Annotated in this window: 15 protein-coding genes and 2 pseudogenes; 10 read left to right on the top strand and 7 right to left on the bottom strand. The window is 61.3% G+C overall.

Features of this window, described 5'->3' with window-relative positions; all coding sequences use genetic code 11:
- Window positions 1-240 precede the first annotated feature (240 nt).
- The 3 genes from PW947_RS06690 to PW947_RS06680 all read left to right on the top strand — a co-directional run bounded on the left by PW947_RS06690 (window position 241) and on the right by PW947_RS06680 (window position 4,339).
- Complete coding sequence (locus PW947_RS06690; RefSeq protein ID WP_299630290.1) at window positions 241-1,473, top strand: FAD-dependent oxidoreductase; 1,233 nt, start codon at window positions 241-243, stop codon at window positions 1,471-1,473.
- Window positions 1,474-1,852: 379 nt separating this feature from the next.
- A complete protein-coding gene (locus PW947_RS06685) occupies window positions 1,853-3,076 on the top strand; it encodes an EpsG family protein (protein ID WP_299630289.1) in 1,224 nt (407 codons plus the stop codon).
- Between the two features lie 69 nt (window positions 3,077-3,145).
- Window positions 3,146-4,339 carry a sialidase family protein gene (locus tag PW947_RS06680; RefSeq protein WP_299630288.1) on the top strand — a complete coding sequence of 398 codons (1,194 nt, stop codon included), beginning with the start codon at window positions 3,146-3,148 and terminating at the stop codon, window positions 4,337-4,339.
- A 66-nt stretch (window positions 4,340-4,405) separates the two neighbouring features.
- Here the strand turns inward: PW947_RS06680 and PW947_RS06675 are convergent, their stop codons facing one another.
- Window positions 4,406-5,578 carry an acyltransferase gene (locus PW947_RS06675; RefSeq protein ID WP_299630287.1) on the bottom strand — a complete coding sequence of 391 codons (1,173 nt, stop codon included), beginning with the start codon at window positions 5,576-5,578 and terminating at the stop codon, window positions 4,406-4,408.
- A gap of 252 nt (window positions 5,579-5,830) precedes the next feature.
- Here PW947_RS06675 and PW947_RS06670 point away from each other — a divergent pair, with 252 nt between their 5' ends.
- The 5 genes and pseudogenes from PW947_RS06670 to PW947_RS06650 all read left to right on the top strand — a co-directional run bounded on the left by PW947_RS06670 (window position 5,831) and on the right by PW947_RS06650 (window position 11,793).
- Window positions 5,831-7,081 (top strand): SGNH/GDSL hydrolase family protein, encoded by a 1,251-nt coding sequence (locus PW947_RS06670; RefSeq protein WP_299630286.1) that lies wholly within the window; start codon window positions 5,831-5,833, stop codon window positions 7,079-7,081.
- Window positions 7,082-7,276: 195 nt separating this feature from the next.
- Window positions 7,277-9,079, top strand: coding sequence for a methyl-accepting chemotaxis protein (locus PW947_RS06665; protein WP_299630284.1), 1,803 nt, complete (start codon window positions 7,277-7,279; stop codon window positions 9,077-9,079).
- 39 nt (window positions 9,080-9,118) lie between these two features.
- Window positions 9,119-9,244: pseudogene (locus tag PW947_RS06660) on the top strand (hypothetical protein); the annotation flags it as partial.
- Window positions 9,245-9,348: 104 nt separating this feature from the next.
- Window positions 9,349-9,690, top strand: a complete 342-nt coding sequence (locus PW947_RS06655) for a zinc ribbon domain-containing protein YjdM (RefSeq protein ID WP_299630282.1) — start codon at window positions 9,349-9,351, stop codon at window positions 9,688-9,690.
- A gap of 720 nt (window positions 9,691-10,410) precedes the next feature.
- On the top strand, window positions 10,411-11,793 hold the full coding sequence (locus PW947_RS06650; RefSeq protein ID WP_299630280.1) for a collagen-like triple helix repeat-containing protein: 1,383 nt from the start codon (window positions 10,411-10,413) through the stop codon (window positions 11,791-11,793).
- An 89-nt stretch (window positions 11,794-11,882) separates the two neighbouring features.
- Here PW947_RS06650 and PW947_RS06645 read toward each other — a convergent pair whose 3' ends face one another.
- From PW947_RS06645 to PW947_RS06620, 6 genes and pseudogenes are all read right to left on the bottom strand, one after another.
- A complete protein-coding gene (locus PW947_RS06645) occupies window positions 11,883-13,052 on the bottom strand; it encodes a porin (protein WP_299630278.1) in 1,170 nt (389 codons plus the stop codon).
- A 303-nt stretch (window positions 13,053-13,355) separates the two neighbouring features.
- Window positions 13,356-15,068, bottom strand: a pseudogene (locus tag PW947_RS06640) (glycosyl transferase); the annotation flags it as partial.
- Window positions 15,069-16,151: 1,083 nt separating this feature from the next.
- Window positions 16,152-17,102 carry an IS5 family transposase gene (locus PW947_RS06635; RefSeq protein ID WP_299630277.1) on the bottom strand — a complete coding sequence of 317 codons (951 nt, stop codon included), beginning with the start codon at window positions 17,100-17,102 and terminating at the stop codon, window positions 16,152-16,154.
- A gap of 264 nt (window positions 17,103-17,366) precedes the next feature.
- Entirely contained in the window at window positions 17,367-18,212 is an 846-nt protein-coding gene (locus PW947_RS06630; protein WP_299630275.1) for a carbohydrate ABC transporter permease, read from the bottom strand.
- On the bottom strand, window positions 18,209-19,123 hold the full coding sequence (locus PW947_RS06625) for a sugar ABC transporter permease (RefSeq protein WP_299630273.1): 915 nt from the start codon (window positions 19,121-19,123) through the stop codon (window positions 18,209-18,211). The genes PW947_RS06630 and PW947_RS06625 overlap by 4 nt, the downstream gene beginning before the upstream one ends.
- A gap of 204 nt (window positions 19,124-19,327) precedes the next feature.
- Window positions 19,328-20,560, bottom strand: a complete 1,233-nt coding sequence (locus tag PW947_RS06620) for a sugar ABC transporter substrate-binding protein (protein WP_299630272.1) — start codon at window positions 20,558-20,560, stop codon at window positions 19,328-19,330.
- Window positions 20,561-20,827: 267 nt separating this feature from the next.
- Here PW947_RS06620 and PW947_RS06615 point away from each other — a divergent pair, with 267 nt between their 5' ends.
- Together PW947_RS06615 and ugpC are read left to right on the top strand one after the other, a co-directional pair.
- Window positions 20,828-21,637: an SDR family oxidoreductase gene (locus tag PW947_RS06615; RefSeq protein ID WP_299630271.1), complete on the top strand. Its 810-nt coding sequence runs from the start codon at window positions 20,828-20,830 to the stop codon at window positions 21,635-21,637.
- 46 nt (window positions 21,638-21,683) lie between these two features.
- Window positions 21,684-22,766, top strand: coding sequence for a sn-glycerol-3-phosphate ABC transporter ATP-binding protein UgpC (ugpC, locus tag PW947_RS06610; protein ID WP_299630269.1), 1,083 nt, complete (start codon window positions 21,684-21,686; stop codon window positions 22,764-22,766).
- Window positions 22,767-22,791: the final 25 nt, after the last annotated feature.

Genomic DNA, 22,791 nt, shown 5'->3' with positions numbered 1-22,791 from the left:
CCCGCGAGAAGCGATTCTCGCGGGGCTTTTTGTCGCGAATTTTGGCGCGCTTCCCAACATGATTGCGCTCGAAGCAGCTATGCTCGGCAGTTCGGAAAAGCGGCGCGACGCGTCGCCGCGGGTCCGCCGGATCGTTCGACGAAGCGATCGGTGGCACCGCTGCACGCGTCGCGCCGGAACACAGTGACTCGCGTTCGACGACGTTGCGAGACGTCCGGCGCACTTACGCTTAGATCGAATATGAATGCATTTGACGTGATCATCGTCGGCGCCGGCCATGCCGGCACACACTGCGCGCTCGCGCTGCGCAAGGCGAAGTTCGAAGGCAGCATCGCAGTCGTCTCCGAAGAGAGCGACCTGCCGTATCAGCGCCCGCCGCTGAGCAAGGAATATCTCGCGGCCGAGCGCTCGTTCGACGAGATGCGGTTTCATCCTCAAGACGCGTGGCAGGAACGCGAGATCACGCTGATTCGCGGCCAGAAAGTGCAATCGGTCGATGCCGGCGCGCATCGCATCGGCCTCGAAAACGGCGATTCGCTGAGCTACGGCAAGCTGGTCTGGGCTGCGGGCGGAGACGCGCGTCGTCTGGGTTGCGAAGGCGCGGCGCTGGCCGGCATTCACGTCGTCAGAAAGAAGACCGATGTGGACGCAATCAAATCGGAACTGGCCGACGCGCAGCGCGTGGTCGTGGTCGGTGGCGGTTATATCGGTCTGGAAACGGCGGCCGTGCTGCGCAAAGCCGGCAAGCACGTGACCGTGGTCGAGGCGCTGGACCGTCTGCTCGCGCGCGTCGCTGGACACGCGCTGTCGGCGTTCATGGCCGACGAGCATCGCGCGCAAGGCGTCGAGTTGGTGCTGGGCGGTGTGGTCGAATCGTTTGTCGGTGAGAACGGTCGCGTCAACGCTGTCAAACTCGCGGATGGCTGCGAAATCGCGGCGGATCTGGTGATCGTCGGGATCGGCATTGCGCCGTCGGTGGCGCCGCTGCGCGAAGCCGGCGCGAAAGGCGACAACGGCGTGGACGTCGATGCGCTTTGCCGCACGAGTCTCGCGGATGTCTACGCGATCGGCGATTGCGCACGCCGCGCCAACCCGTTCGCATCGGGCGACGCGGTGCGCGTCGAAAGCGTGCAAAACGCGGTCGAACAGGCCGGCATCGTGGCCTGCGACATCACCGGCGCCGCGATCCCGGCAACGGCCGTGCCGTGGTTCTGGTCGGTGCAATACGACTTGCGAATCCAGATGGCCGGTTTGTCGAACGGTCACGACGACGTCATCGTTCGCGGCGACACGACCAGCCGGTCGTTTTCGATTGCCTACCTGAAGGGCCAGCGCCTGATCGGGCTCGATTGCATCAACGCCACCAAAGACTTCGTGCAAGGCCGGATGCTGGTCGGTGGCGAACTGATCGCGGACCGCAGCGGCCTCGCCGATCCTGCCATCGCGCTGAAAGACCTCGTGTCGAAGGTGTAAGCAGTACATCGCGTCGGCGACGGCTTGTCCTGGCCGGTTCGCCGACGCGCATGCCGCCAGGACCCCAACCTGTGCGGCAGGAACGGCAGGCGTTATCGATTGGCAGTGGATCGGCGATTCCTTGTCCTGATCCGCCAATACCATGATCGATTCGGACGTCGAGAGCTTGCGCCCGTGTGAGATCGCTACGCTTCAAAGCTGCACCTGAAGCCGCGACAGCGCACACCGGCTGCCATCACTACCTCGACTCCTTCATGTCCGAACAACTGCCGCCAACCCTGCGCGCTGGTGCCTCCAGCGTCCTGTTCCCCGTCTCCCGGCGTTCGGGCGATACACACTGCGCGTCGCGCTGTGTGCCCCGCATCCGACGATGCGCACGATGAGAACGCTGACTGTCGGCAACGCGACGTTGCCCGTTCCCGTGCCGTTCGCGGTTGCATTGGTGGTGACGGTCGGGCTCGGCCTGGCGTTTCCGTTCGGCGCGTTTTATCTGTATCTGCTGCTGGTTTGCGTGATGGGCTGCATGCACCGGCCCGGACGGTTTTCGGTCGCGCTGTTGTGTATCGGCGCGGTCGTGGTGCTGGGTCCGCTGGTGGCACTCAAACTGCCCATACAAGACGGCGGCAACGACAAGCTGCAGTACTTCGACTTCATGCAAACCATGCACGCGGTCGGCATCTCGCAGTACATGGCGCGTCAGCCGGAAATTCTGTCGTTCTCGTCGCTGTACATCGCTTCGGCGCTGGGTGGTATCACCGACCTCGCTTTCCTGCTGTTGTTCGTCGTGTACTTTTCGGCGCTGCTGGTCGCGATCTGGCGTGAGCGCTACGATGCGATTCCGCTGTTTCTGGTGTTGCTGATTTCATCGTCGTCGTTTTTCGGTACATACGGCAACGTGATCCGCCAGGCGATGGCATTCCCGTTCATCTTCCTGATGATCTTCTCGAAGACGCGTTTGCGTAGCACCCTGTTCGCGATGGTGGCGGGCGCGGCGCATATTCCGTCGCTGATCATTTGCGTGCCGTACCTGCTGTATCGCTATATCGGCAAACGTGCGATCTGGGCCGCGAGCGGTGTCGCCGCGCTGGTATTTGTCGCGTCGAAAGCGAACCCGAACCTGCTCGCGTCGTTCGGTAATGACGACTCGTATCTGTCCACCAAACTGAACATCTATAGCAACTGGGACGCCTTTAGCGTGGCAGGCGTCGCCACGCTCGCCGCGGGCATTTTCGCGCTAAGCAATGTGCTGTGGATTCGCAGCGCCAAAACGCGGCAACTGGCGGGTGCGCACGCATATCGCGCCGCGCATGCCTGTCTGGTGACGCTGAATTTCGGCGCGTTGGCGTTGATTGCGACGTACAACTTCGCGAAGGTGTTCGAGCGGATCTACATCTACTTCTTCGTGGTCGCGCTGATGTACCTGTCGCTGATGATCATGCAGATGCGGCGCGGCTCGACCAAGGCACTCGTGCTGTTTGTCGCGGTGGCGTATGGCGTGTACGGCCTTGCCAAAAACCTCGGCATTCAGCCGCTGCTGTACGAAGGCGATCCGGTCGGTTATCTGACGGCGAGCCTTCTGGATATGTACCGTCACTTCATGTAAGCGCATGCCGATCGAGTTGCGCGTCGATAAGCCGAATTCAACCCGGGGCCCATCCGCAGGATGTTCTGAATGATGAAATTTACCGCTCGCCGGCTCGCCGTCAAGTACACCACCGCGTTGCTGATCGGGGCCGGCCTGATCGGCGGCGCGATTCTGCATTCGTCCGATGCCGTTGCCGTCATCGAAGCGCCGCCCGGCGTGGTGATCGCGCACAGTCCCGCCTCCAGCAAGGTCTATCTCGGATCGCCCGCGATCGCGATTCTCCCCGATGGTACGTACATCGTCGCGCACGATACGTTCGGCGCCGGTTCGACGCAGAACGTCGAGACACTCTATGAGTCGCACGATTCCGGCCGGTCTTGGCAAAAGCTCGGCGAGCTCAAAGGTCAGTACTGGTCGTCGCTGTTCGTCGACAACGGCGCGTTGTATATCGTCGGCACCAGCGGCTTCAACGGCTTGCCGACCATTCGCCGCTCGATCGACGACGGCCACACCTGGTCGGTGCCGCACGACTCGACAAGCGGCGTACTGACGGACAAGGGCAAGTACTTTTCGGCGGCCGTGCCGGTCGTCGTAACCAAAGGGCGCATCTGGCGCACGATGGAATCGGTGGAGAGCACGGGCATCTGGACGTTCATGATGTCGGCGCCGGTCGGCAGCGATCTGCTCGACGCAAAGAACTGGACCTTCAGCAATCGGCTTGCGCCGAATCCGGCGTGGCTCAACGGCAAGTTCGGCGGCTGGCTGGAAGGCAACGCGGTGGTCGCGCCGAACGGCGACGCGGTGAACGTGCTGCGCGTCTACTACGACGCACTGCCGGAACACGCTGCACTCGTCACAGCCAACGGCGACGGAACGGCGGTGACGTTCGATCCGCAGCACGACTTCGTCGATATGCCGGGTGCGGGCAAGAAATTCACGATTCGCTTCGACCCGAAGAGCGGACTCTACTGGTCGTTGACGAATGCCGTGACGTCGAGCTACGGCGGCAACAACTACGAACGCGCGCGAAATACGCTGGCCTTGATTTCATCGCCGGATCTGCATGCGTGGACCGTGCGACGCGTCGTGCTGCATCACGCGGACTGGAATACGCATGGCTTCCAGTATGTCGACTGGCAGTTCGACGGCAACGATCTGGTCGCAGCAGTGCGGACCTCGTTCGACGATGCGGAAGGCGGCGCACATTCGCAGCACGATTCGAACTACATCACGTTTAGTCGGGTCGCTAACTTCAGGGACAACACCGCAGTCGCACAGTGAGACGACGGGAAGTCTTTGCCGGAACTATTTCAGACGGCCGCATCGCAACGCGATGCGGCCGTTTTTTTATGGCCTTGCCACACCCTGAAGTTCGTCGTCGGCGCGACGCGCCTGCGGAATATCGCCGCCGAACCAGCGGTTCGACAGCTTGCGAGCGAAGTCGCGGCCGGGCGCTTCGATAAAGCGGAACGTCTGCGTGGAAATCGCAATCACCAACGCAAGATAACCGGCGAGCACCGCGAACTTGACGACGAGCGGTAGCGGCTTCATCGTCAGATGACCGATGAAAACCAGCGGTGCGTGGACCAGATACATCGAGTACGAGATCTTGCCGAGAAACTGGCAGACACGCGTTTTGAGCAGCATCGCGAGCGGCCCGATATCGCTCGCCAGCGTCAGTACGACGATAAAAAATGCGAAGACGCCAAAGAACGCATACGACGGAATCGAAATCGACTTCCACATGATAAAGAGCGCAAGTGCCGCTGCGCCGACTTGCGCGAGCGACAGCGCGCGTTCACCGGCAAGCGCCACACGCGGCGCCAGCCGGTCTGCGATCGCACCGAGAAAGAAGCCGCCGAGGCAGCGCGGGAACGCGTACTCAAGATGGGAGTCGAGGCAATGTCCGGTTTGCAGGCACGCGTCGGCATGAACGGAGCCGTAGAACGCAAGCGCAAGCCCGACCGCCGCGATGACGGAAAACGCAATCATGCGCACGCGTCCCTTAAGGAAGTACACACCGAGTGCAAGCACGATATACGTATAGAACTCGGTACTGATACTCCAGCTTGGCCCGTTGATCTCGTAGTGCGAAAACGGACCGATGCCTTGAAGCAGGAACAGATTACTCAGAATCTCCGGTACGCCCGGCAAGTCGAATGCATGCGAGCCCGGCGCGCTAAGCGCAGCACCGAGTCCGAGATGCGTCATCACGACCTTGAGCATCCGCGATGAACACGTAACCGCGACGAAGAACAGTGCCGCGAATGCGTGTAACGGATACAGCCGTCCGAACCGTCGCACCATGAAGCGACCGAGTTGACGCGGCGTCGAAAGACCGTCTTGATACGCGCGGAAAATGACGAATCCGCTCAGGATAAAGAACAGATCGACCAGCAGATAGAAGCTGTCGACAATCGATCCCGGTCGCAGAAAACCGTTGAAGTGATACACGGCAACGAGCAAAGCCGCGACGCCGCGTAGTCCTTCAAACGATTTTATCGTTGTGTCGCTTTTCATTTTAAAAACCTGACTGAACCACTTACCCCGTTAGCCCGCTGCACGCGTCGCGTTTAGCTAGGTCCATCGTTAAGGGTAGCCGGACTCGGCAAACCGGTTCAGACAAAGTTTGGCTGAACCGGGGGGGCATTTGCTTGTGGATCACCGATTGTTTTCCTTTAGCATGAGGACTCGTTTTCTTAGCGGCACAATCGGGATTTTGAATTGCAAGGCACTCGATTTTTCAAGACTCAATGCAGGCCCTGGCGTGTGGTGCGCCGTACTGTCGTCGCGTTGACGTTCAGCGCGTCGGCAAGCCTGGTCGCCACGCAAGCGCATGCAAATGCGTTCTTTCTGCATGCGGGCGACACCGTGGTGTTTCTCGGCGACAGCATCACGGAAGGCGGCGCGTACACGGTGCCGGTCGAAGATTACGTGGTGACCCGATACCCGCACATGCCGGTGAGATTCATCAATTCCGGCGTCGGCAAAGACAAGATTTCCGGCGGACTGGCTGGAGACATGCGCGAACGGCTCGACCGTGACGTTGCCGCTTTTCACCCAACCGTGGTGACGATGATGTTCGGCATGAACGACGGCGGTTTCCGGTCGTTCGATCCACACGCGCTCGATACATTTACGACTGGCTACACCGCGGCATTGACGACGCTAAAAACAGTCGCACCGCACGCCCGGCTCACGTTGATCCGTCCATCGCCGTACGATGACTTCACGCGCGCGCAGTGGACGGGCGGCGACTATAACGATGTGTTGATCCGCTACGGCGATCAGGTAACGCATCTCGCATCGCAATCGGACGCAACGGTTGCCGATCTGAATGCGCCGGTCGTGTCCGATCTGCGGCGGCTCGCTGCGGTTCAACCGGACGTCGCGAGCAAGCTGTTCCCGGACCGCACGCACCCGGTGCCTGCTGGCGGTCTTCTGCTGGCGAAGGCGTTGCTGGAGGCGTGGGGCGCGACAGCGCTGGTGTCGTCGGTGGATATCGATGCACGCGGCGGCGTGGCCATGTCCACGGCCAATGCGCAATTGCGCGCAATCGCGCGAGGACCGGCGTTATCGTGGGATCAACTCGACGCCGCATTACCGATGCCGCTTCCGGACGACGCGATGTCGAAAGTCGTCGCTTCGACAACGGATTTCACGGCGTCGTTGAACCAGCAAATCCTGAAGGTGACGGGTTTGCCCGAACGCCGCATCCAGCTGTCGATAGACGGCAAGGCGGTTGCGGTACTCGATGCCGCCGATCTCGCCGACGGCGTGAATCTGGCCGCGTTGGCAACGCCGATGACGGCGCAAGCCGCCGACGTCCACACGCTGACGCTCGCCCACAACTCACTGCGCATGACGCGCTGGCGTCGGGTGCAACTCGTCAAAACCGCAGCGGGCGTAGCCGGGTACAAGCAAGCTCTTTCCGCAATCGATCTCGCCGAGGCGTCGATCGTGTCGCTGCAGCGCGAGATCGCGCAGCCGCAATGGCATCACTTCGAGCTGAAGCCGTTGTAAGGGCGTTCTCGCAACGCCCGCCATTCGTCTAAAGAAATAGTAAGGGTTATCCCTTAATTTCTGTCATTCATCTGACGATAACCAGAAGTGGACCCGGCATGCCGGACCACGCACTCACCGGCGTGCGCGTGCGCAGATTCGCCGCGCCGGGTTTCCGGGGTTATCAGCGCGAAAGGCAGACTAAGGCAGACTCTCATGACTATCATTCAACGCGTAATCATTACGTTGTCCGTGGCGCTTTTGGGGCTGATCGCGGTCGGTTCGGGCGGCCTCGCGCAACTGGCGCGCTCGCAGGCCCGTTTCGAACGGGTCGAAGCCGACACCATTCCGAGCATTCAGGATCTCGATACAGCCAAAGGCTATCTCGCCGATCTGCGGCTGGCCGCCTATCGACTGGCGGTGTTCTCGAATAGTCCGGACAAGTCGGCGCTGGACGAAGCGGTCGCGACGGCAAACCGTCAGCTCGACGACACGTTGACGCATTACAAGCAGGCCGATGTGTCCGACGACACCGACATGCGCATGGCTCAAGCCGACGAAGCAGCAATCGCCAGCTATCGCACCACGCTGCAACCGTTTATCGAACACGCGCACGCGGGCGATCTCGACGGCATCCGCGCGTCACTCGCCGCTGGTGCGCCGCTCGCGTTGGCCGCAGCCGCCGTCAAGACGCGCATCGACGAGCATATTGCGTACAACATGAAAGCGGCCGCCGATGTCCGCGACCAGAACGCGTCCGCGTACCGGATCGCTTTCTGGACCATGCTCGCCGTCACGCTCGGCGCGTTGCTGCTGTCGGCGGTGATGGCGACCCGGCTGGTCGCGGTGATTCGCAGCAGCCTGAACGGCATTCGCTCGACGCTCGAACGGGTCAGCGAATCGCTCGATCTGACGTTGCGCGCGCCGGTCGCGCGCATGGACGAAATCGGCCGTACCGGCACCGCGTTCAACGCGTTGATCGTGCGCATCGCCGACGTGATGACATCGGTGCGCACCGCGACCGAATCGGTCGGACTCGCCGCGAAAGAAATCGCCGCCGGCAATATCGATCTGTCCGCGCGCACCGAGCAGCAGGCGGCGTCGCTGGAGCAGAGCGCGTCGAGCATGCAGCAATTGACCGCGACCGTGAAGAACAACGCCGATAACGCGCGCCAGGCGAGTTCGCTGGCGGCGACGGCGTCGGAAGTCGCGCAGCGCGGCAACCTGGTCGTCGGCCGCGTCGTTGACACGATGAGCGATATCAACGGCAGTTCGACGCGAATCGCGGATATCACCGGCATCATCGAAGGCATCGCTTTCCAGACCAATATTCTGGCGCTCAACGCCGCGGTCGAAGCCGCCCGCGCGGGGGAGCAGGGACGCGGCTTCGCCGTGGTCGCGAGCGAAGTACGCAGCCTCGCGCAGCGCTCGTCGACGGCCGCGAAGGAGATCAAGGACCTGATCGCCGATTCGGTCCAGCAGGTTCGCAGCGGTTCGACGCTCGTGGAAGATGCCGGCCGCACGATGACCGACGTGATGCAGGCGGTGCAGCGCGTGACCGACATCATGGGCGAAATCGCGTCGGCGTCCGACGAGCAGTCGCGCGGACTCGAACAGGTCAATCAGGCGATCACGCAAATGGACGAAGTCACGCAGCAGAACGCTGCGCTCGTCGAGGAATCGGCGGCAGCGGCGCAGGCGCTGGAAAGCCAGGGCGACCGGTTGCGCGATACCGTCGGCGTGTTCAAGGTGGCGGCGTCGGCAGGTTTTGCGACGGGCACCGTGGCGCGCGTCGCGTCCGCGCAAAACGCGGCGACCCGAAGCGCGCCAGTCGCAAAGACGGCAACGAAGGCCGCACCGAAAGCGACGACGCCGCCGCGCAAGGACAGCACGCGCGACGCACACCGTCCGTCCGTATCCGAAGTCAAACCGGCCGCGACCAAGCCCGCATCGAGCCACGCTGCGCCCGCCGCGAAAACCGCCACCGTCGACGAATCCGCCGACTGGGAAACCTTCTAGCCGTCGCCGCGTCGCCGTTGCAAGGACGGCGACCGTTCGAGCTTTCTGGAAGGCAAAAGCCCGCCGGATTTCCCAACCGATCACTTCGAAGTCGATTTCAACGGCCGTGCGACCAGCGACGACCTGACGCCGCTCGGGCGCGCGCAACTCGGATTCGATCTGTAGCGGCATCGGAAACGCGCGCGGACATGCGACGCGGTGACATCGGGAAGGGCGCGAACCAGCGTTTATACTGCGCGCCTCTTTCCCGCTTTACTCTGGAACCCGCTATGTCGACTATCCCGGCCTGCCCGCAATGCACGATGGAAAACACGTATCCGGATAGCGAGCATTACGTTTGCGCGGATTGCGGACACGAATGGCCGATGGTCGCCGCCGCCACGGAAGACGACGCCGACGCGGCCGTCGTCAAAGACGTCAACGGCACCGTGCTCGCCGGTGGCGATTCCGTGGTGCTGATAAAAGACCTGAAAGTCAAAGGCTCGTCGATCACGCTGAAAATGGGCACCAAGGTCAAAAGCATCCGGCTGGTCGGCGGCGATCACGAAGTGGATTGCCGGATGGATGCCGGGAATTTCATGCTCAAAGCCTGCTATCTGAAGAAAAGTTGATTCCCGAATATCGCCGCGATTAATCGAATCCGGCGATATTTTTAAAATCGGGGTGAATTGTCCGTTTCAAACGGAACGTATATTAAACAGAGCCATAATAAACGTGGCGACATGCGCGGAATAAAATACCGGTTTATGCCGGGGTTTCATCATATAAAGATCAGAGAAAACCCCGAGTAAATAAGCGTAAGGTCTTGTGAGTTTCTGCCGTTAATCTTTTCAAGAACCCCCGTTTTTAAAGTCATCGGTAGAAGTTCCGCGCATCGGCTTTACGGGATTCCGGCCGGGCTCCATTCGAGCACCGCACGGTGGAGTTCTGTGGCATCAGCCGGGTATCGTGCCCATCAAAAAATCTATTGAACCGCGAAGCACTGAGAGATTCGCGGTATCGATAAAAGCACGCGCCAGCCGATGTCCACGGACTCGCACTGATAACTATCCGAGTTCCGAGAAGCACATGAATCAGTCCTTGAAACGGGTCATCCCGGTAATCGCCATTCTGCCCGCGTCGGCAGTGCCGCGTATCAATCCATTTACGATCTGCGTGTGTGTCATGGCCGGCCTTAAGCGCGATTAATCGCGCCGGGGTTTAAGTCGCTCGCGGATACCCACGCCGGCCAACGGCGTGCGGTAACGCTCGTCCGCGAAAAAATCTGGATGCGGAATGTCCGCCATCGAAGCGGCATCCGGGAATCAAAACGTGCAAACCTGAGAGAAACCATGACGAATCAAATCTATAGCGAAGTCATTCGCAAAACCGCCGTCGCAACGGCCGCCGCAGCGTTGTTGGCACTCGCCGCGTGCGGCGGTTCCGGCACGACGAGTAAATCCACCGACAGCGGCAGCAATGGCGGCGCCATTGCCACTGAAGGCAGCACCGGCCTGAGCGCGAGCGCGGGCACCAGCACCGATGTCGGCACCGTGGCGACGGCCGGGGTCGGCGCGACGTCGGCGGTCAGCCACTCGGGCGGATCGGGCGGTGGCGGTGGCAGCGGCGGCAACGGTGGCAATGGCGGCGGCACGGGCGGCAACGATCCGGCCAATCCGTTGCCGATTGCGGCGGTCGCGGCGAAATCGGGCAACGTCGTCACCGCAGCGGGCGACACGGTGTCCGCGGTCGGTACGGCGCTCGGCGCGGCGAATCTGCCGCTGCTGGGCACGGCAACCACCAACGCGCTGGGCGGCGTGGTGACGAACCTGGGCGGTGCGGTTTCCACGCTCGGCGACGGCGTTGCGGCGGGCCTCGGCTCGATCGGCTCGACGGCGAATCCGCTCGGCACGACCGCGAACAGCCTTGGCGGCGTGGTCGAAAAGACCGGCGACGCGGTCGGCAGCGCGGGCACCGCAGTCAGCAGCCTCGGCAGCGGTCCGTTGTCGGCGCTGGGCGTGGTCACGAATCCCGCAGGCCAGGTGGTCAGCACGATCGGCGGCGCGGTGACGGATACCGGCAGCGGACTCGGCACGGCGATCTCCAGCGCGCCAGTCCAGCAACTGACGCAGCAGGTCAGCAGCGCGATCACGCCGATCACCACGTTCGCGAGCACGACGACGCAAACCGTCGGCAGCGCGACCGGCCTCGGCACGCCGGTGAACGGGCTGGTGAGCACGCTCGGCAACGGCGTATCGGGTGTCGGCTCGAAGCTGTCCGGCGCGAGCGGCAATGCGGTGACGGCGAGCGTCGGCAATCTGGTCTCGACGACCGGCGCCGCGTTGGCATCGACCGGCGGACTCGTGACGGGCGGCAGCAGCGTGAGCCTCGCATCGTTGACGGGCGGCCTGAGCGGATCGGGCTCGACGACCGGTTCGACATCGCCGCTGTCCGCTGTCAGCAGCCTGGTCGGCGGGACGTTGGGCGTATCGACCAGCGGCACCGCAGGCACGCTCGTCTCATCGACGGTGAACGTGGTGGGCGCGGTAACGGGCGCGGTCGGCGTGAAGACCGGCACTACCTCGACGACCGCCGCTCCGGCGCAAACCGTCAGCGTCGGCGCGGGTGTCGGCTTGTCGGGCAGCACCGGTTCGTCGGCATCGAGCGCGACGACGGGTGGCTTGCTGAGCGGCGTGACATCGACACTCGGCAGCGTGCTCGGCGTGAAGAAGTAAGCGCGGCGGTTCGCGCTTCAGGTCGCAAACGGCGAAAAAAACGGCATGACGCGTGACGCGCATGCCGTTTTTCCGTTTGACCGGGACGATCAGAACTGGTGACGCAAGCCCACGGCGACCGCCAGTTGCGAACCCGTCGACGACGGCGACAGCGTGTTCACCATCGCATCGCCGAGCACCGAACCGGCGGGCGCGCCATGCACGTGCTGATAGACGCTTTCGAGGTAGACGTCGGTGCGTTTGCTGAGCGCGTAATCCGTTTGCAGCATCACCGAATTCCACACCGGCGACGCGTTGGTCGAGCCGTTGCTGTATGCGCCGTCGGTGAACGTGTACGCGCCGGACACGGTCCATGCGGGCGTGATCGCGTACTTCGCGTTGAGTTCGTAGTTATCCAGACGCAGCGTGCCGCCCAGCGGCATGTAGCTGCCGAGGCCAAGCGCGATGACGCTCGACATATCGTCGATCTGCGTATGGCTCCACACCAGCCCCACCGTTGCGGGACCGAACGAATAGTTACCACCGACGCCCCATACCCGTTGACGTTGCGCGATGAAGTTCGCACTGCCGTCGGTTTCCGACACTGCGCCGCTGCTGGTGTTGGTGCCGAGCGTGCCGCCGCCCGGATTGTTCATCTGCAGATAACCTGCCGCGAGATTCAACGGGCCTTGCGCATACGATGCGCTGAAGCCGTACGCGCGATTGTTCGAGAAGCCGCCCGCCTTGTTGCTCATTGCATACATGGTCTCGACGGTCACGCCGCGAATCGTCGGGCTCACGTATTTGACGGCATTGTTGATCACGACCGAATCGGCGGCCAGGTTGTCGTTCTCGAACGGATGCGCGGCGAGACTGCCGCCCCACGCATTGCTGCCCGCCGTCAACGGACCAAGCAGATCGTTGAGCACGTCGAACTGGCGACCCAACGTGACCGTGCCGTATTGATCGCTTTGCAAACCGACCCATGCCTGCGAACCGAATCCGTCGCCGGAAAATGCCTGGCTGCCGTTGTTCAGATTGAAGCCTTGCTCGAGCTTGAAAATCGCATGCAGACCGCCGCCCAAATCTTCCGAACCTTTAAGGCCGAACACCGTGTTCTGGGTCGTGCTGCTCGATTGTTGCCAGTTGCTGTGGCCGCTTTGATTGTTGGTATAGACCAGACCCGTATCGATCAGGCCATACAGCGTGACGCTATTTTGCGCATGTGCGGACAGCGCGAAAGTGCCTGACAGGGCAATCGCCAGCAAAGACTTCTTCATACTCGTAAGCTCCGTGATAAAGCGTGAATCGCGCGAGTGACGTCGCGATCCTGCAATGCCAGCCGCCGGAAGCGCATTCGATTTCGCGGCTTCCGGTGCGACTGGACTTGGTGTGATTCGGGGTGCGGCAGGACGCGTGCTTTCGAGTGACTTACATCGCCAGGGCCACGTCGAAAACAGCGAGGCCGAGATACTAGAGCTTTAATCGTGGAGCGTCAAAAGAGAACGTGCGACACGTGAGATTCCAGCTGCGCGGGCAGCGTTCGATAAAGCCGACACCTCGCTTAAGGACGCGGAATCCGCGGTGCGGATAAAGACGCGCAGCGATTCGTCCGTGTCGCCGGGACGTGCGCCTGACCAGAACAGGCGCCAGGTGCCTGCCGGTGCTTCCGGATGCGAGCGACGATCCTGGACGATCAGCCACGTGCACGCCGTCGAAGCGACGGCGCGAGCGGACAGCACCGGCCGATGTTCGATGCCGGTGAAGTAAAGAAGCATCGGCGCTTCCGACTCGCCGAGTTTGCGGCTCGCCATGCAGTCGCCCGCGATCCATTCGTTACGCAAACGTGTGTCGAGATCCTCGAATACCGAACGATAGCTCTTTGCATGGTCGAGCCAGGGCAACAGCAAGGTGCCGACCAATCCCCACGCGAGCGTCGCGCCGAGCGTCCAGCTCAACGCGCCGCGCCATGCGTGCGTGGATCTGAGGCGTGGCAGCAGCCATAACCATCCGAGTGTCAGTGCGACCGCCGACGCGAGCAGCATCGGGTGGATCGGCATGATCCAGTCGAGCGGAAGCCATCGGCCGAGCCAGTGAAAACGCGCGTGCGATTCGGCCGGTCCGATCATCGTGGACCAGCAGAACCAGACGAGCAGCGCAAAGCTGCCGAACAGCAGACGGCTCGCGATATCCCAAACCGTATGCAGCCGTTGCGGCAATCGTTCGACGCCTTGCGTGGCAAGTATCGACAAGGGTGCGATGAACGGCAGGATATAGAGTTGTCGCGACGTCGCGGCCATTTGCAGCACGGCGAAACCGATCATCGCGAAGATCGTGGGCAGCGCGACGCGTGGATCTTTCAAACGAGTCCAGCACGAAACGCGACGATGTTTTGCGCGCACGCACGCGAATGCAATCGACGCGAGCGTGACGCACGCAAGCGGCACGACCGGAAAACCGACCGACAAAGCCGCGCGCACGATAAAGAGCGGCTGGTCGTTTTCCGCGCCGAGTTGCGGCACGGAGAAGCCGAAGAAGCGGCCGACGTTGTTGTCCCAGAACCAGACCCTGAACAACGATTCCGAGCGTCGATACAGCGCGATGGGCCAGATCGTCGCGAACGGCAACGTCGCCGATGCCGCGACGGCCAGTGCACGAACGAAGCGCTGGGAGCGACAACCCGCGTACAGCACCAGCACGACGCAGACCGTTGCGCCGAACACGAGTGGCACGAAGAGTCCTTTGGACATCAGCGCGATACCGACACCCGCACCGAATCGAAGTGCGGAGGCGGTGTCGTTCGACGATCGGCTGGATGGGTGTGTCGTATTCGCCAGCACGAGTTCGAACAGGCCGCAGAAGCCGAGCGCCGTGCCCGCCATCAGCGCAACGTCGGTCATCAGGTCATGCGAGTGTTTGATGACGACGAGTGTGCCCGCGAACAGCGCGAGCGTGCCGATCACGCGGATGTGCTCGCCTTGCGAGGCAATGGTTGTGCGACGTGCGATGCGTGCGATGCAGTAGAGCGTGAGTGCGGCGAACAGGGTGCTGGCGAGGCGCGCTGCATCGTGGAGTGGGAGCCAGCCATCGAGCAACCATGCGATGGCGGCGGCGATCCAGTCGTAGAAGGGCGGCTTTTCCATGAACGGTTGACCGGCGTTGGTCGGGACGATGAAGTCGCCGGTCGTCAGCATGTGGCTGATGATGCCGAAGGTGTAGGTTTCGTCCTGTTTCCAGGGGTCATGGGGGAGGGTGCCTGGCAGGAGCCAGGCGGTGAGGAGGAGGATTGCTTGCAGCGTTTGGGGGAAGGTTCGGTTTTGGTTTTGGTTTTGATTTTGGTTTTGGTTTTGGTGCTTTTGCTGCTGCGGGGTGTGGTTGGGTGACATCTCGCTTCTCCAGTCCGTTGCGGCTCGAAAGGTACTGAGTCGCACCCCAGTGCGGCGGATCAGCTTGCTTTCGATGACCGCAGATTGGAGCGGGCGGATTGTCAGGGATCAGGGAGAGGGGGGTGTTGAGATTTGTTGATGTTTGGGTTTGGGGGTGGGTTGGGTTGGGTTGGTTTGGTTGGTCCCGTTTTCACGTCGGTTTGCCTGGATCGTCCCTGTGCGGGACCGCACCTACTTTTCTTTGCTCGCGCAAAGAAAAGTAGGCAAAAGAAAGCGCGTTTACACCGCCGCTTCGTAGCGAGTGGCGTCTAGTATTTTTCGGGTAGTGGACCGCGCACGTTTTGAGTGGTCGGTTGGCTTTTCGTGGTGGTCCGCGCCCGCACATCCCGCCCGCTTCGCGGCGGTAGCCCACTTCAAAAACCCGTTCTCGCCACGCTAATTGAGCGCCGTTTCGACGGTTCCGGCGTCGGCTCAAAGCCCGGTTCGCGCCGCGCCATTCGCCCGCCTTCACGACCATTCCAGCGTCCGACTCAAGGCCCAGTTTGCGCCACGGCATTCACCCGCCTTCACGATGGTTTCGGCATTCTGATTGGCCTGGAATTTTGCGCGCGCGACCAACCCGGCGCATGCCAGGAAAGTGGGTTTTGTGACGGACGGAGTGCAGCGCGCGAATGGCGCTAAGAGATAAAGACGGGGCTGTGCCCGTCGGCTGTCGCGGAGCGAACAGCCGGAACGAATGACTGCCTTGTCACCAAGTTAAGCGGTGCGGAAACTCAAATCGTGCGCGGTCCACTACCCGATAATTACTAGGCGCCACTCGCTACGAAGCGCGAGGTAAACGCGCTTTCTTTTGCCTAGGAAGGTCTGAATAACCCATTTTCTGCTTCGGATTTCTAACCGGTGCGCTCAGCGTGAAGATCGCGTCATCCTTCACGCCGGCCGAAGCGCTACCGAGCGTGCGTCTTACTGGCACGCGCGCCGGGTTTCCTTGCTTTATTGTGCTGTCAGCTTCCTGCGCGCCATCCAGAGATTGACCAGCGCGAACTGCGTTTCGATTTGCGCCGTGTTTTTCGCCAGTCCCCGATACCGCGCCTTCACATATCCAAACTGACATTTCAGTACCCGGAACGGGTGCTCCACCTTCGCTCTCACGCCCGCCTTGAGCCGCTCGATCTCGTCGTAAATCCTGTCGAGCCGCTGGCTTCTGTCCAGCTTTCGCCGCTTGCTCAGCCTCATCGCGACGTGCCACTCAACCGCACCTGTTTCGCCCCGCTTGCCGATGCCCACATAACCCGCATCGGCGAAGGCAACCGTCTCCTTGCCGTGCAGCAGCGCGTGCGCCACCGTGACGTCGTGGACGTTCGCCGGCGTGCATTTGACCGTATGCACCAGACCCGATTCGGCATCGACTCCGATATGCGCCTTCATCCCGAAGTGCCAGCTGCCGCCCTTTTGCGTCTGCTTCATCTCGGGGTCTCGCGTGCCGGGCTTCTTCGTTGAATTGGGCGCGGCAATCAACGTCGCGTCGACGGCCGAGCCCACCTTGAGCATCAGGCCTTTCGCCTCCAGCAGTTCGTTGACCGTCGCCAGCATCCTGGCCGACAGTTGATGTTCCTCAAGCAGGTGCCGGAACCGCAGGATCGTGCTCTCGTCGGGCAGGCGCGTCATGCCAGCGTCCAGCAACGCGAACTCCCGATACAGCGGAATGTCATGCAACGCCTCCTCCATGGCCGGGTCCGAGAGACTGAACCACTGTTGCATGAAGTGAATGCGCAGCATCGTCGCAAGCGCAAACGGCGGACGGCCAGTGCGGCCTTTAGGGTAGTGCGGCTCAATGAGCGCAATCAGCTTCTGCCATGGCACCACGCGTGTCATCTCGTCGAGAAATTCGCGCTTGCGGGTGCGCTTCGTCGAAAGATCCAGACCCAGACCAAGTTGCGTCATCACGTCACTCCCTGAATTCCCCTGAGCCCAGGATAGTCCATGCTCGCGTCAATGTCAGGACTTTTGCAGACCTTCCCCTACTTTTCTTTGCGCGAGCAAAGAAAAGTAGGTGCGGTCCCGCACAGGGACGATCCAGGCGTACCAGCGTGAAAACAGGCCACGCACGCAAGCGCAAAACCAACCAACCCAACACCCGCAGAACCCAAAAAAACCCAAAACCCCAAAAACCCCAAAAATGAAAAAACCAAAAAAAATGCGTACCAACTACTTCACCGCCCCCAACGCCAACCCCTTAACCAGATACCTCTGCAACCAGGCAAAAACAACCGACACCGGCAACGTCGCACACAACGTAGCGGCCATCACCAGATGCCACTCCACCACATATTTCCCCGCCACCATATCCGTCACCTGAACCGTCAACGTCTTGTTCTCAGGGGACCGGATCAACGTATAAACAACCGCAAACTCATTCCACGCATTAATAAAAGTAAAGATCGCGGTAACGACGATCGCCGGCACGGCCAATGGCAAAAACACCTTGAACACGGCCCGCGTCCGGCTACATCCCTCCAGCCACGCCGACTCCTCAAGATCTCGCGGAACGGTCGCGAAGTAAGACGACAACATCCACACCGCAAACGCAATATTGAACGCGGCATACGAGACGATCACGCCAATCTTCGAATCCACCAGATTGCCATCGCCGTAAGGAATCATCGCGGCAAGACGGAATAGTCCAACCACCAGCAAGATCGGCGACAACATCTGCGTGACCAGCAAAAACTGACGGTAAAAACCGCGTCCGCGAAACGGAAAACGCGCCAGCGCATAAGCCGCCGGCAAACTCACGGCCAGTGCCAGTGCGGTCGACAACAAACTGATCACCGTGCTGTTGCGTAACGCCACGCCGAAATTCGCAGCCACCCACATGTCGATAAAGTTCTGCCAGCGCCAATGCACCGGCAACCATCGCGCGGGATAAACAAATACTTCGGTCGATGGCTTCAGCGCGGTGAAAAACATCACCGCAAACGGAAACAGCACGACCACGATCAACGGCGATAGCGCCAGCCAGCACCACACCGTCCGCCTCATCTTCAGGTTCATGCGGTGTCCCCTTCCTTCGACGGCTGCAAACGCAAATACGCAATCGAAAATACAAACAGCATCACCAGCATGATCAGCGAGACGGCGGCCGCCTGGCCGGGACGGCCAAGCCTGAAACCAAGCTCGTACAGATACGTCACCAGAATGTGCGTGCCGTTGTCCGGACCGCCTTGCGTCATCACCCAGATAATCGGAAACGAATTGAACACGTAAATCACATTCAACAAAATCGCCATGTTGATGAACGGCTTTAGCAGCGGCAAGGTCAGCTTCACGAATTGCTGCCATGCACTCGCACCGTCGATGCGCGCGGCTTCGTAAATGTCGCCCGGCACCGACGACAAACCGCCCAGCAAGATCGTCACCGTAAATGGGATCGACACCAGAATGCCCACGGCGATTTCCACCGGAAACGCAAGCTCAGGGGTCGCGAGCCAATGGATCGGCCCACTGATCAAACCGAGCCGTTGCAATGTCACGTTCACCATCCCATAGTCGTCGTTGAACGACCAGCGCCATACCACGGCGGTCATCGTCAATGACACCGACCACGGCAGCATCACGATCGTGCGTGCAATGCCGCGTCCGTAAAAGTCCTGATTCAGGATCAGCGCGACCGGCACCGAACTCACCACCGTGCCGATCACGACGCACGCGGTCCACACGAGCGTGCGACGCGCGGCTTCGAGAAACACCGGGTCGTCGAACACGTCGATGAAATTCTGGAAGCCGGTGAAATCGCGAATCGCGCCGAAGCGTGACACCTCGTGAAGCGACTGCCACACGATGTTGAAAATTGGATAACTGATGATGAACAGCGCGAGTATCAGACTCGGCGCAATCAGCAGCCAGGGCGTGGACACGCGCGGCGATACGCGCGTGGTAGTGGGCGGGGATGCGGAACGGCTCATGCGTGCTCGATCGTAAGACACGCGATGCCGCAATAGCTCGCGAGTCGGAATGGGCCGGTGAAGCGTGGCGAAAACACAGGGGAACTGACAGCGGCGACACGGTTGCAAACTGACCGCAACGAACCTCGAAAGCCGTCGCGCGCCACCCGGTCAAGTGGCGCGCGACGTGTCCGCATCAACCCGCATGCGTCGACAGAAAAGCCCTTATTTACCGAGCGATTTGTTCGCTTCGGTTGCTGCGGCGTTCAGCGCGTCGGCCGGTTTGGCCTTGCCCAGATACACCGATTGCATCGCGTTCGTCACGGCCTTCGCGGTGTCTTCCCAACCCGTCACCGTCGGCGCGAATTTGGCGGTAGGCAGCAACGCGACAAATGCCTTCGTGTCCGGATCGGCAAATGCGGGATCGGTCGATTCGGCCTTCGTGGTCGGCAGGAAACCTTCGGTGCTGGTGAACTCGACACGCGGCTCCTTCGTGAACAGATAGTCGAGGAACTTCCACGCGTCTTTCTTCACCTTCGAATTCTTGAACATCACGATCGAATCGGTGACGGCATAGGTCGCCGCATTCGTTCCTTGCGGAATCGGATCGATGCCGTATTTCAGGTTCGGCGCTTCCTTCTTGATCTGCTTGGCAAGGAACGGCGCGGAAATCACCATCGCGACACGTCCCTGCTTGAACAGGTTTTGCACGTCCTCGCGGCTATAGCCGGTCACGCCCGGTTGCGTCAGACCTTCGTCGATCATCTGCTTGTACATCGTTGCGGCCTTCACGCCGGCCGGCGAGTTGAACGCGGCCTTGCCGTTCTTGCCGATCGGGTCGCCGCCGTTGGTCCACAGCGCGTAGTAGTAATACACGTCGGTTTCGATTTCCTTGCCTTGCAGCCCGAAACCGGCCACGCCCTTCGCCTTCAGCTTTTTCGACGCGTCGATCACATCGGTCCACGTCTTGGGACCGTTCGGATAACCGACCGATGCGAGCAGATCCTTGTTGTAGTACAGCGCGCGCGCGGAAGCGGCGATCGGCAAGCCATAGGTCTTGCCGTTGATCTGGCCCGGTGCGAGGAACGGGCTGATGAAGCGGCCCTTGAAGTTCGCGTCCATGTAGCCGTCGAGCGGCTCGGCGACGTCGTCCTTCACGAAGTCGAGCAACCAGCGCGTGCCGACAATCGCGAGGTCGGCGTTCGCATTGCCGGAAATGTCCGTTTGCAGCTTCTGTTGCAGCGTGTCCCAGTTCACGTCTTCGATCTTGATCGTCGTGCCGGGGTTGGCCTTCTCGAAAGCGCGGGCCATTTTTTCGAAGTACGGCGCGGTGGCGTCGCTGTAGTGGGCGACGGTGACGCGGACCGTGTCGGCGTGCGCCGCTACGGCGAGACCTGCAAACGCGAGCGCAGCGGCAAGCTTGCCGAGCGTTAGGGAAGCACGGGCATGCAACGACATTTCTCTCTCCTGGGGTGGTCCGCCGCCGTCGCCGGCCGCTGGGTTAGTGTTTGTTTGAAAAAATCCTACAGGACGAAAAAAATGTTGTCACGTAGGGCTGACCATATTTTTTTATCCGTGCAAACTTGCATAAGATGCTGTTACGAAGGGCTTTCTGTGTCGGCATCGGCCAGGATTCCGAACTGTCGATATTCAGCGCAGCAGACTGTCTTTATCCCGCATGTTGGAAATTTACATAGCCGTTGTGTGAAGCGGCGAAGGACGGTCATGGATCGCATCGTGTTGGTTACAGGCGCATGCGGCGGTATCGGACGCGCGTTGTGCCGTCGGTTCGTCGCGGAAGGCGACACCGTGTTCGCGCTCGATCTCGACGCCGCGGCACTCGATGCGCTGGCGGCTGAGCAGCATCGCGCATCGTCCGGTTCGGGTGGGTCGCCGGACACGGTGACGCGGCTGATACCGCTCGTCGCCGATCTCGGCGATCCGGTTGCGGTCAAAGCGGCGGTCGATCGCGCCGTCGCCGCGCATGGTCCGGTGGACGTGCTGGTTGCGAACGCGGGCGCAGCCGAAGGTCTGACGCTCGCCACCACCGACGCCGCTGCATGGCAGCGCGACGTCCATCTGAACCTGAACGGCACGTACCACACGGTCGAGGCCGTGCGCGCGTCGATGGTCGAACGGCAGCGCGGCGTGCTGGTGCTGATCGGCTCGGTCAATGGCATGACGGCGCTCGGGCATCCGGCATACAGCGCGGCCAAGGCCGGTCTGATCAGCTATACGAAAGCGCTGGCGATGGAACTCGGCCGCTATGGCATTCGCGCGAATATCGTCTGTCCGGGCACGGTGAAAACACCGGCGTGGCAGGCGCGCGTGGACAAGAATCCGCAGGTGTTCGACGCACTGAAGAAGTGGTATCCGCTGCGCGATTTCGCAACGCCCGACGACATCGCCGACGCCGTGCTGTTTCTCGCCTCGCCGATGGCGCGCGTGATTACCGGCGTCGCTTTGCCGGTCGACGGCGGCTTGATGGCGGGCAACCGGCTGATGGCCGAAGAGCTGACGCTCGAATCGATCTAGTCCTTTAAACAAGCTATATAACGCGATTCACGACGATGAGGACAGCATGGCAGCAGTGCAACTGAACGGCATTTTCAAGCGTTACGGCGATACGCAGGTCGTGCACGGCATCGACCTGAATATCGACGACGGCGAATTCGTCGTGCTGGTCGGTCCGTCGGGTTGCGGCAAAAGCACCTTGATGCGGATGGTCGCCGGGCTGGAGGAAATCAGCGGCGGCGATCTGATGATCGGCGGTACGCGCGCCAATTCGCTTGCGCCGCAGCAGCGCAATATCTCGATGGTGTTCCAGAGCTATGCGCTGTATCCGCATCTGTCGGTCTACGAAAATATCGCTTTCGGCCCGCGCATCCGCAAGGAGTCCGCGTCGAGTTTCAAACCGCGCATCGAGGCCGCCGCGAAGATGCTGAACCTCAGCGGCTATCTCGACCGTTTGCCGCGCGCGTTGTCCGGCGGCCAGCGTCAACGGGTTGCGATGGGCCGTGCGGTGGTGCGCGAGCCGTCGCTGTTTCTGTTCGACGAGCCGCTGTCGAACCTCGACGCGAAGCTGCGCGTGCAGATGCGCACGGAAATCAAGGCGCTGCATCAACGCCTGAAAAACACGGTGATTTACGTCACGCACGACCAGATCGAAGCCATGACGATGGCCGACCGGATCGTGGTGATGAACGCGGGGCGCATCGAGCAGATGGGTCGTCCGCTCGAACTCTACGACCGTCCGGCCAACCTGTTCGTCGCGAGTTTTCTCGGTTCGCCGTCGATGAATTTTGCCGAAGGCGTGATCGTCGATGGCGCGCAAGGGCTCGCGCTGAAACTCGAAGACGGCAGCGAAATCGCAGTGCCGCGCGACGCCGCGCAGTCGTCGATGGCGAAGGCGGGCGCAAAGATCACGCTCGGCGTGCGGCCCGAACATATCGCGATCTTCGGCGGCGAAGGCGTGCCGATGGAAATCGACGTCACCGAACCGACCGGAGCGGAAACGCATCTGTACGGCAAGATCGGCGGCAACGTGTGGTGCGTGACGACGCGTCAGCGCGCGCAATTCGAACCCGGTCAGCGCGTGATGCTGGATTTGCCGGCCGCGCATATGCATCTGTTCGACACCGCAAGTGGTCGAAGGCTCGCGTGAAACTGACCCGGCGCATCCACGCCGT

The organism is Paraburkholderia sp., assembly GCF_028283785.1.
Taxonomy (GTDB): Bacteria; Pseudomonadota; Gammaproteobacteria; order Burkholderiales; family Burkholderiaceae; genus Paraburkholderia.
Note: the sequence above shows the minus strand (reverse complement) of the source record. Positions and strands in the feature narration are given on the sequence as shown.

What these genes read in the sequence shown, in the direction of transcription:
- PW947_RS06690 (WP_299630290.1), top strand. Translation starts at nt 241, where the DNA reads ATGAATGCATTTGACGTGATCATCGTCGGCGCCGGCCATGCCGGCACA.
- PW947_RS06685 (WP_299630289.1), top strand. Translation starts at nt 1,853, where the DNA reads ATGAGAACGCTGACTGTCGGCAACGCGACGTTGCCCGTTCCCGTGCCG.
- PW947_RS06680 (WP_299630288.1), top strand. Translation starts at nt 3,146, where the DNA reads ATGATGAAATTTACCGCTCGCCGGCTCGCCGTCAAGTACACCACCGCG.
- PW947_RS06675 (WP_299630287.1), bottom strand. Translation starts at nt 5,578, where the DNA reads ATGAAAAGCGACACAACGATAAAATCGTTTGAAGGACTACGCGGCGTC.
- PW947_RS06665 (WP_299630284.1), top strand. Translation starts at nt 7,277, where the DNA reads ATGACTATCATTCAACGCGTAATCATTACGTTGTCCGTGGCGCTTTTG.
- PW947_RS06655 (WP_299630282.1), top strand. Translation starts at nt 9,349, where the DNA reads ATGTCGACTATCCCGGCCTGCCCGCAATGCACGATGGAAAACACGTAT.
- PW947_RS06650 (WP_299630280.1), top strand. Translation starts at nt 10,411, where the DNA reads ATGACGAATCAAATCTATAGCGAAGTCATTCGCAAAACCGCCGTCGCA.
- PW947_RS06645 (WP_299630278.1), bottom strand. Translation starts at nt 13,052, where the DNA reads ATGAAGAAGTCTTTGCTGGCGATTGCCCTGTCAGGCACTTTCGCGCTG.
- PW947_RS06635 (WP_299630277.1), bottom strand. Translation starts at nt 17,102, where the DNA reads ATGACGCAACTTGGTCTGGGTCTGGATCTTTCGACGAAGCGCACCCGC.
- PW947_RS06630 (WP_299630275.1), bottom strand. Translation starts at nt 18,212, where the DNA reads ATGAACCTGAAGATGAGGCGGACGGTGTGGTGCTGGCTGGCGCTATCG.
- PW947_RS06625 (WP_299630273.1), bottom strand. Translation starts at nt 19,123, where the DNA reads ATGAGCCGTTCCGCATCCCCGCCCACTACCACGCGCGTATCGCCGCGC.
- PW947_RS06620 (WP_299630272.1), bottom strand. Translation starts at nt 20,560, where the DNA reads ATGTCGTTGCATGCCCGTGCTTCCCTAACGCTCGGCAAGCTTGCCGCT.
- PW947_RS06615 (WP_299630271.1), top strand. Translation starts at nt 20,828, where the DNA reads ATGGATCGCATCGTGTTGGTTACAGGCGCATGCGGCGGTATCGGACGC.
- ugpC (WP_299630269.1), top strand. Translation starts at nt 21,684, where the DNA reads ATGGCAGCAGTGCAACTGAACGGCATTTTCAAGCGTTACGGCGATACG.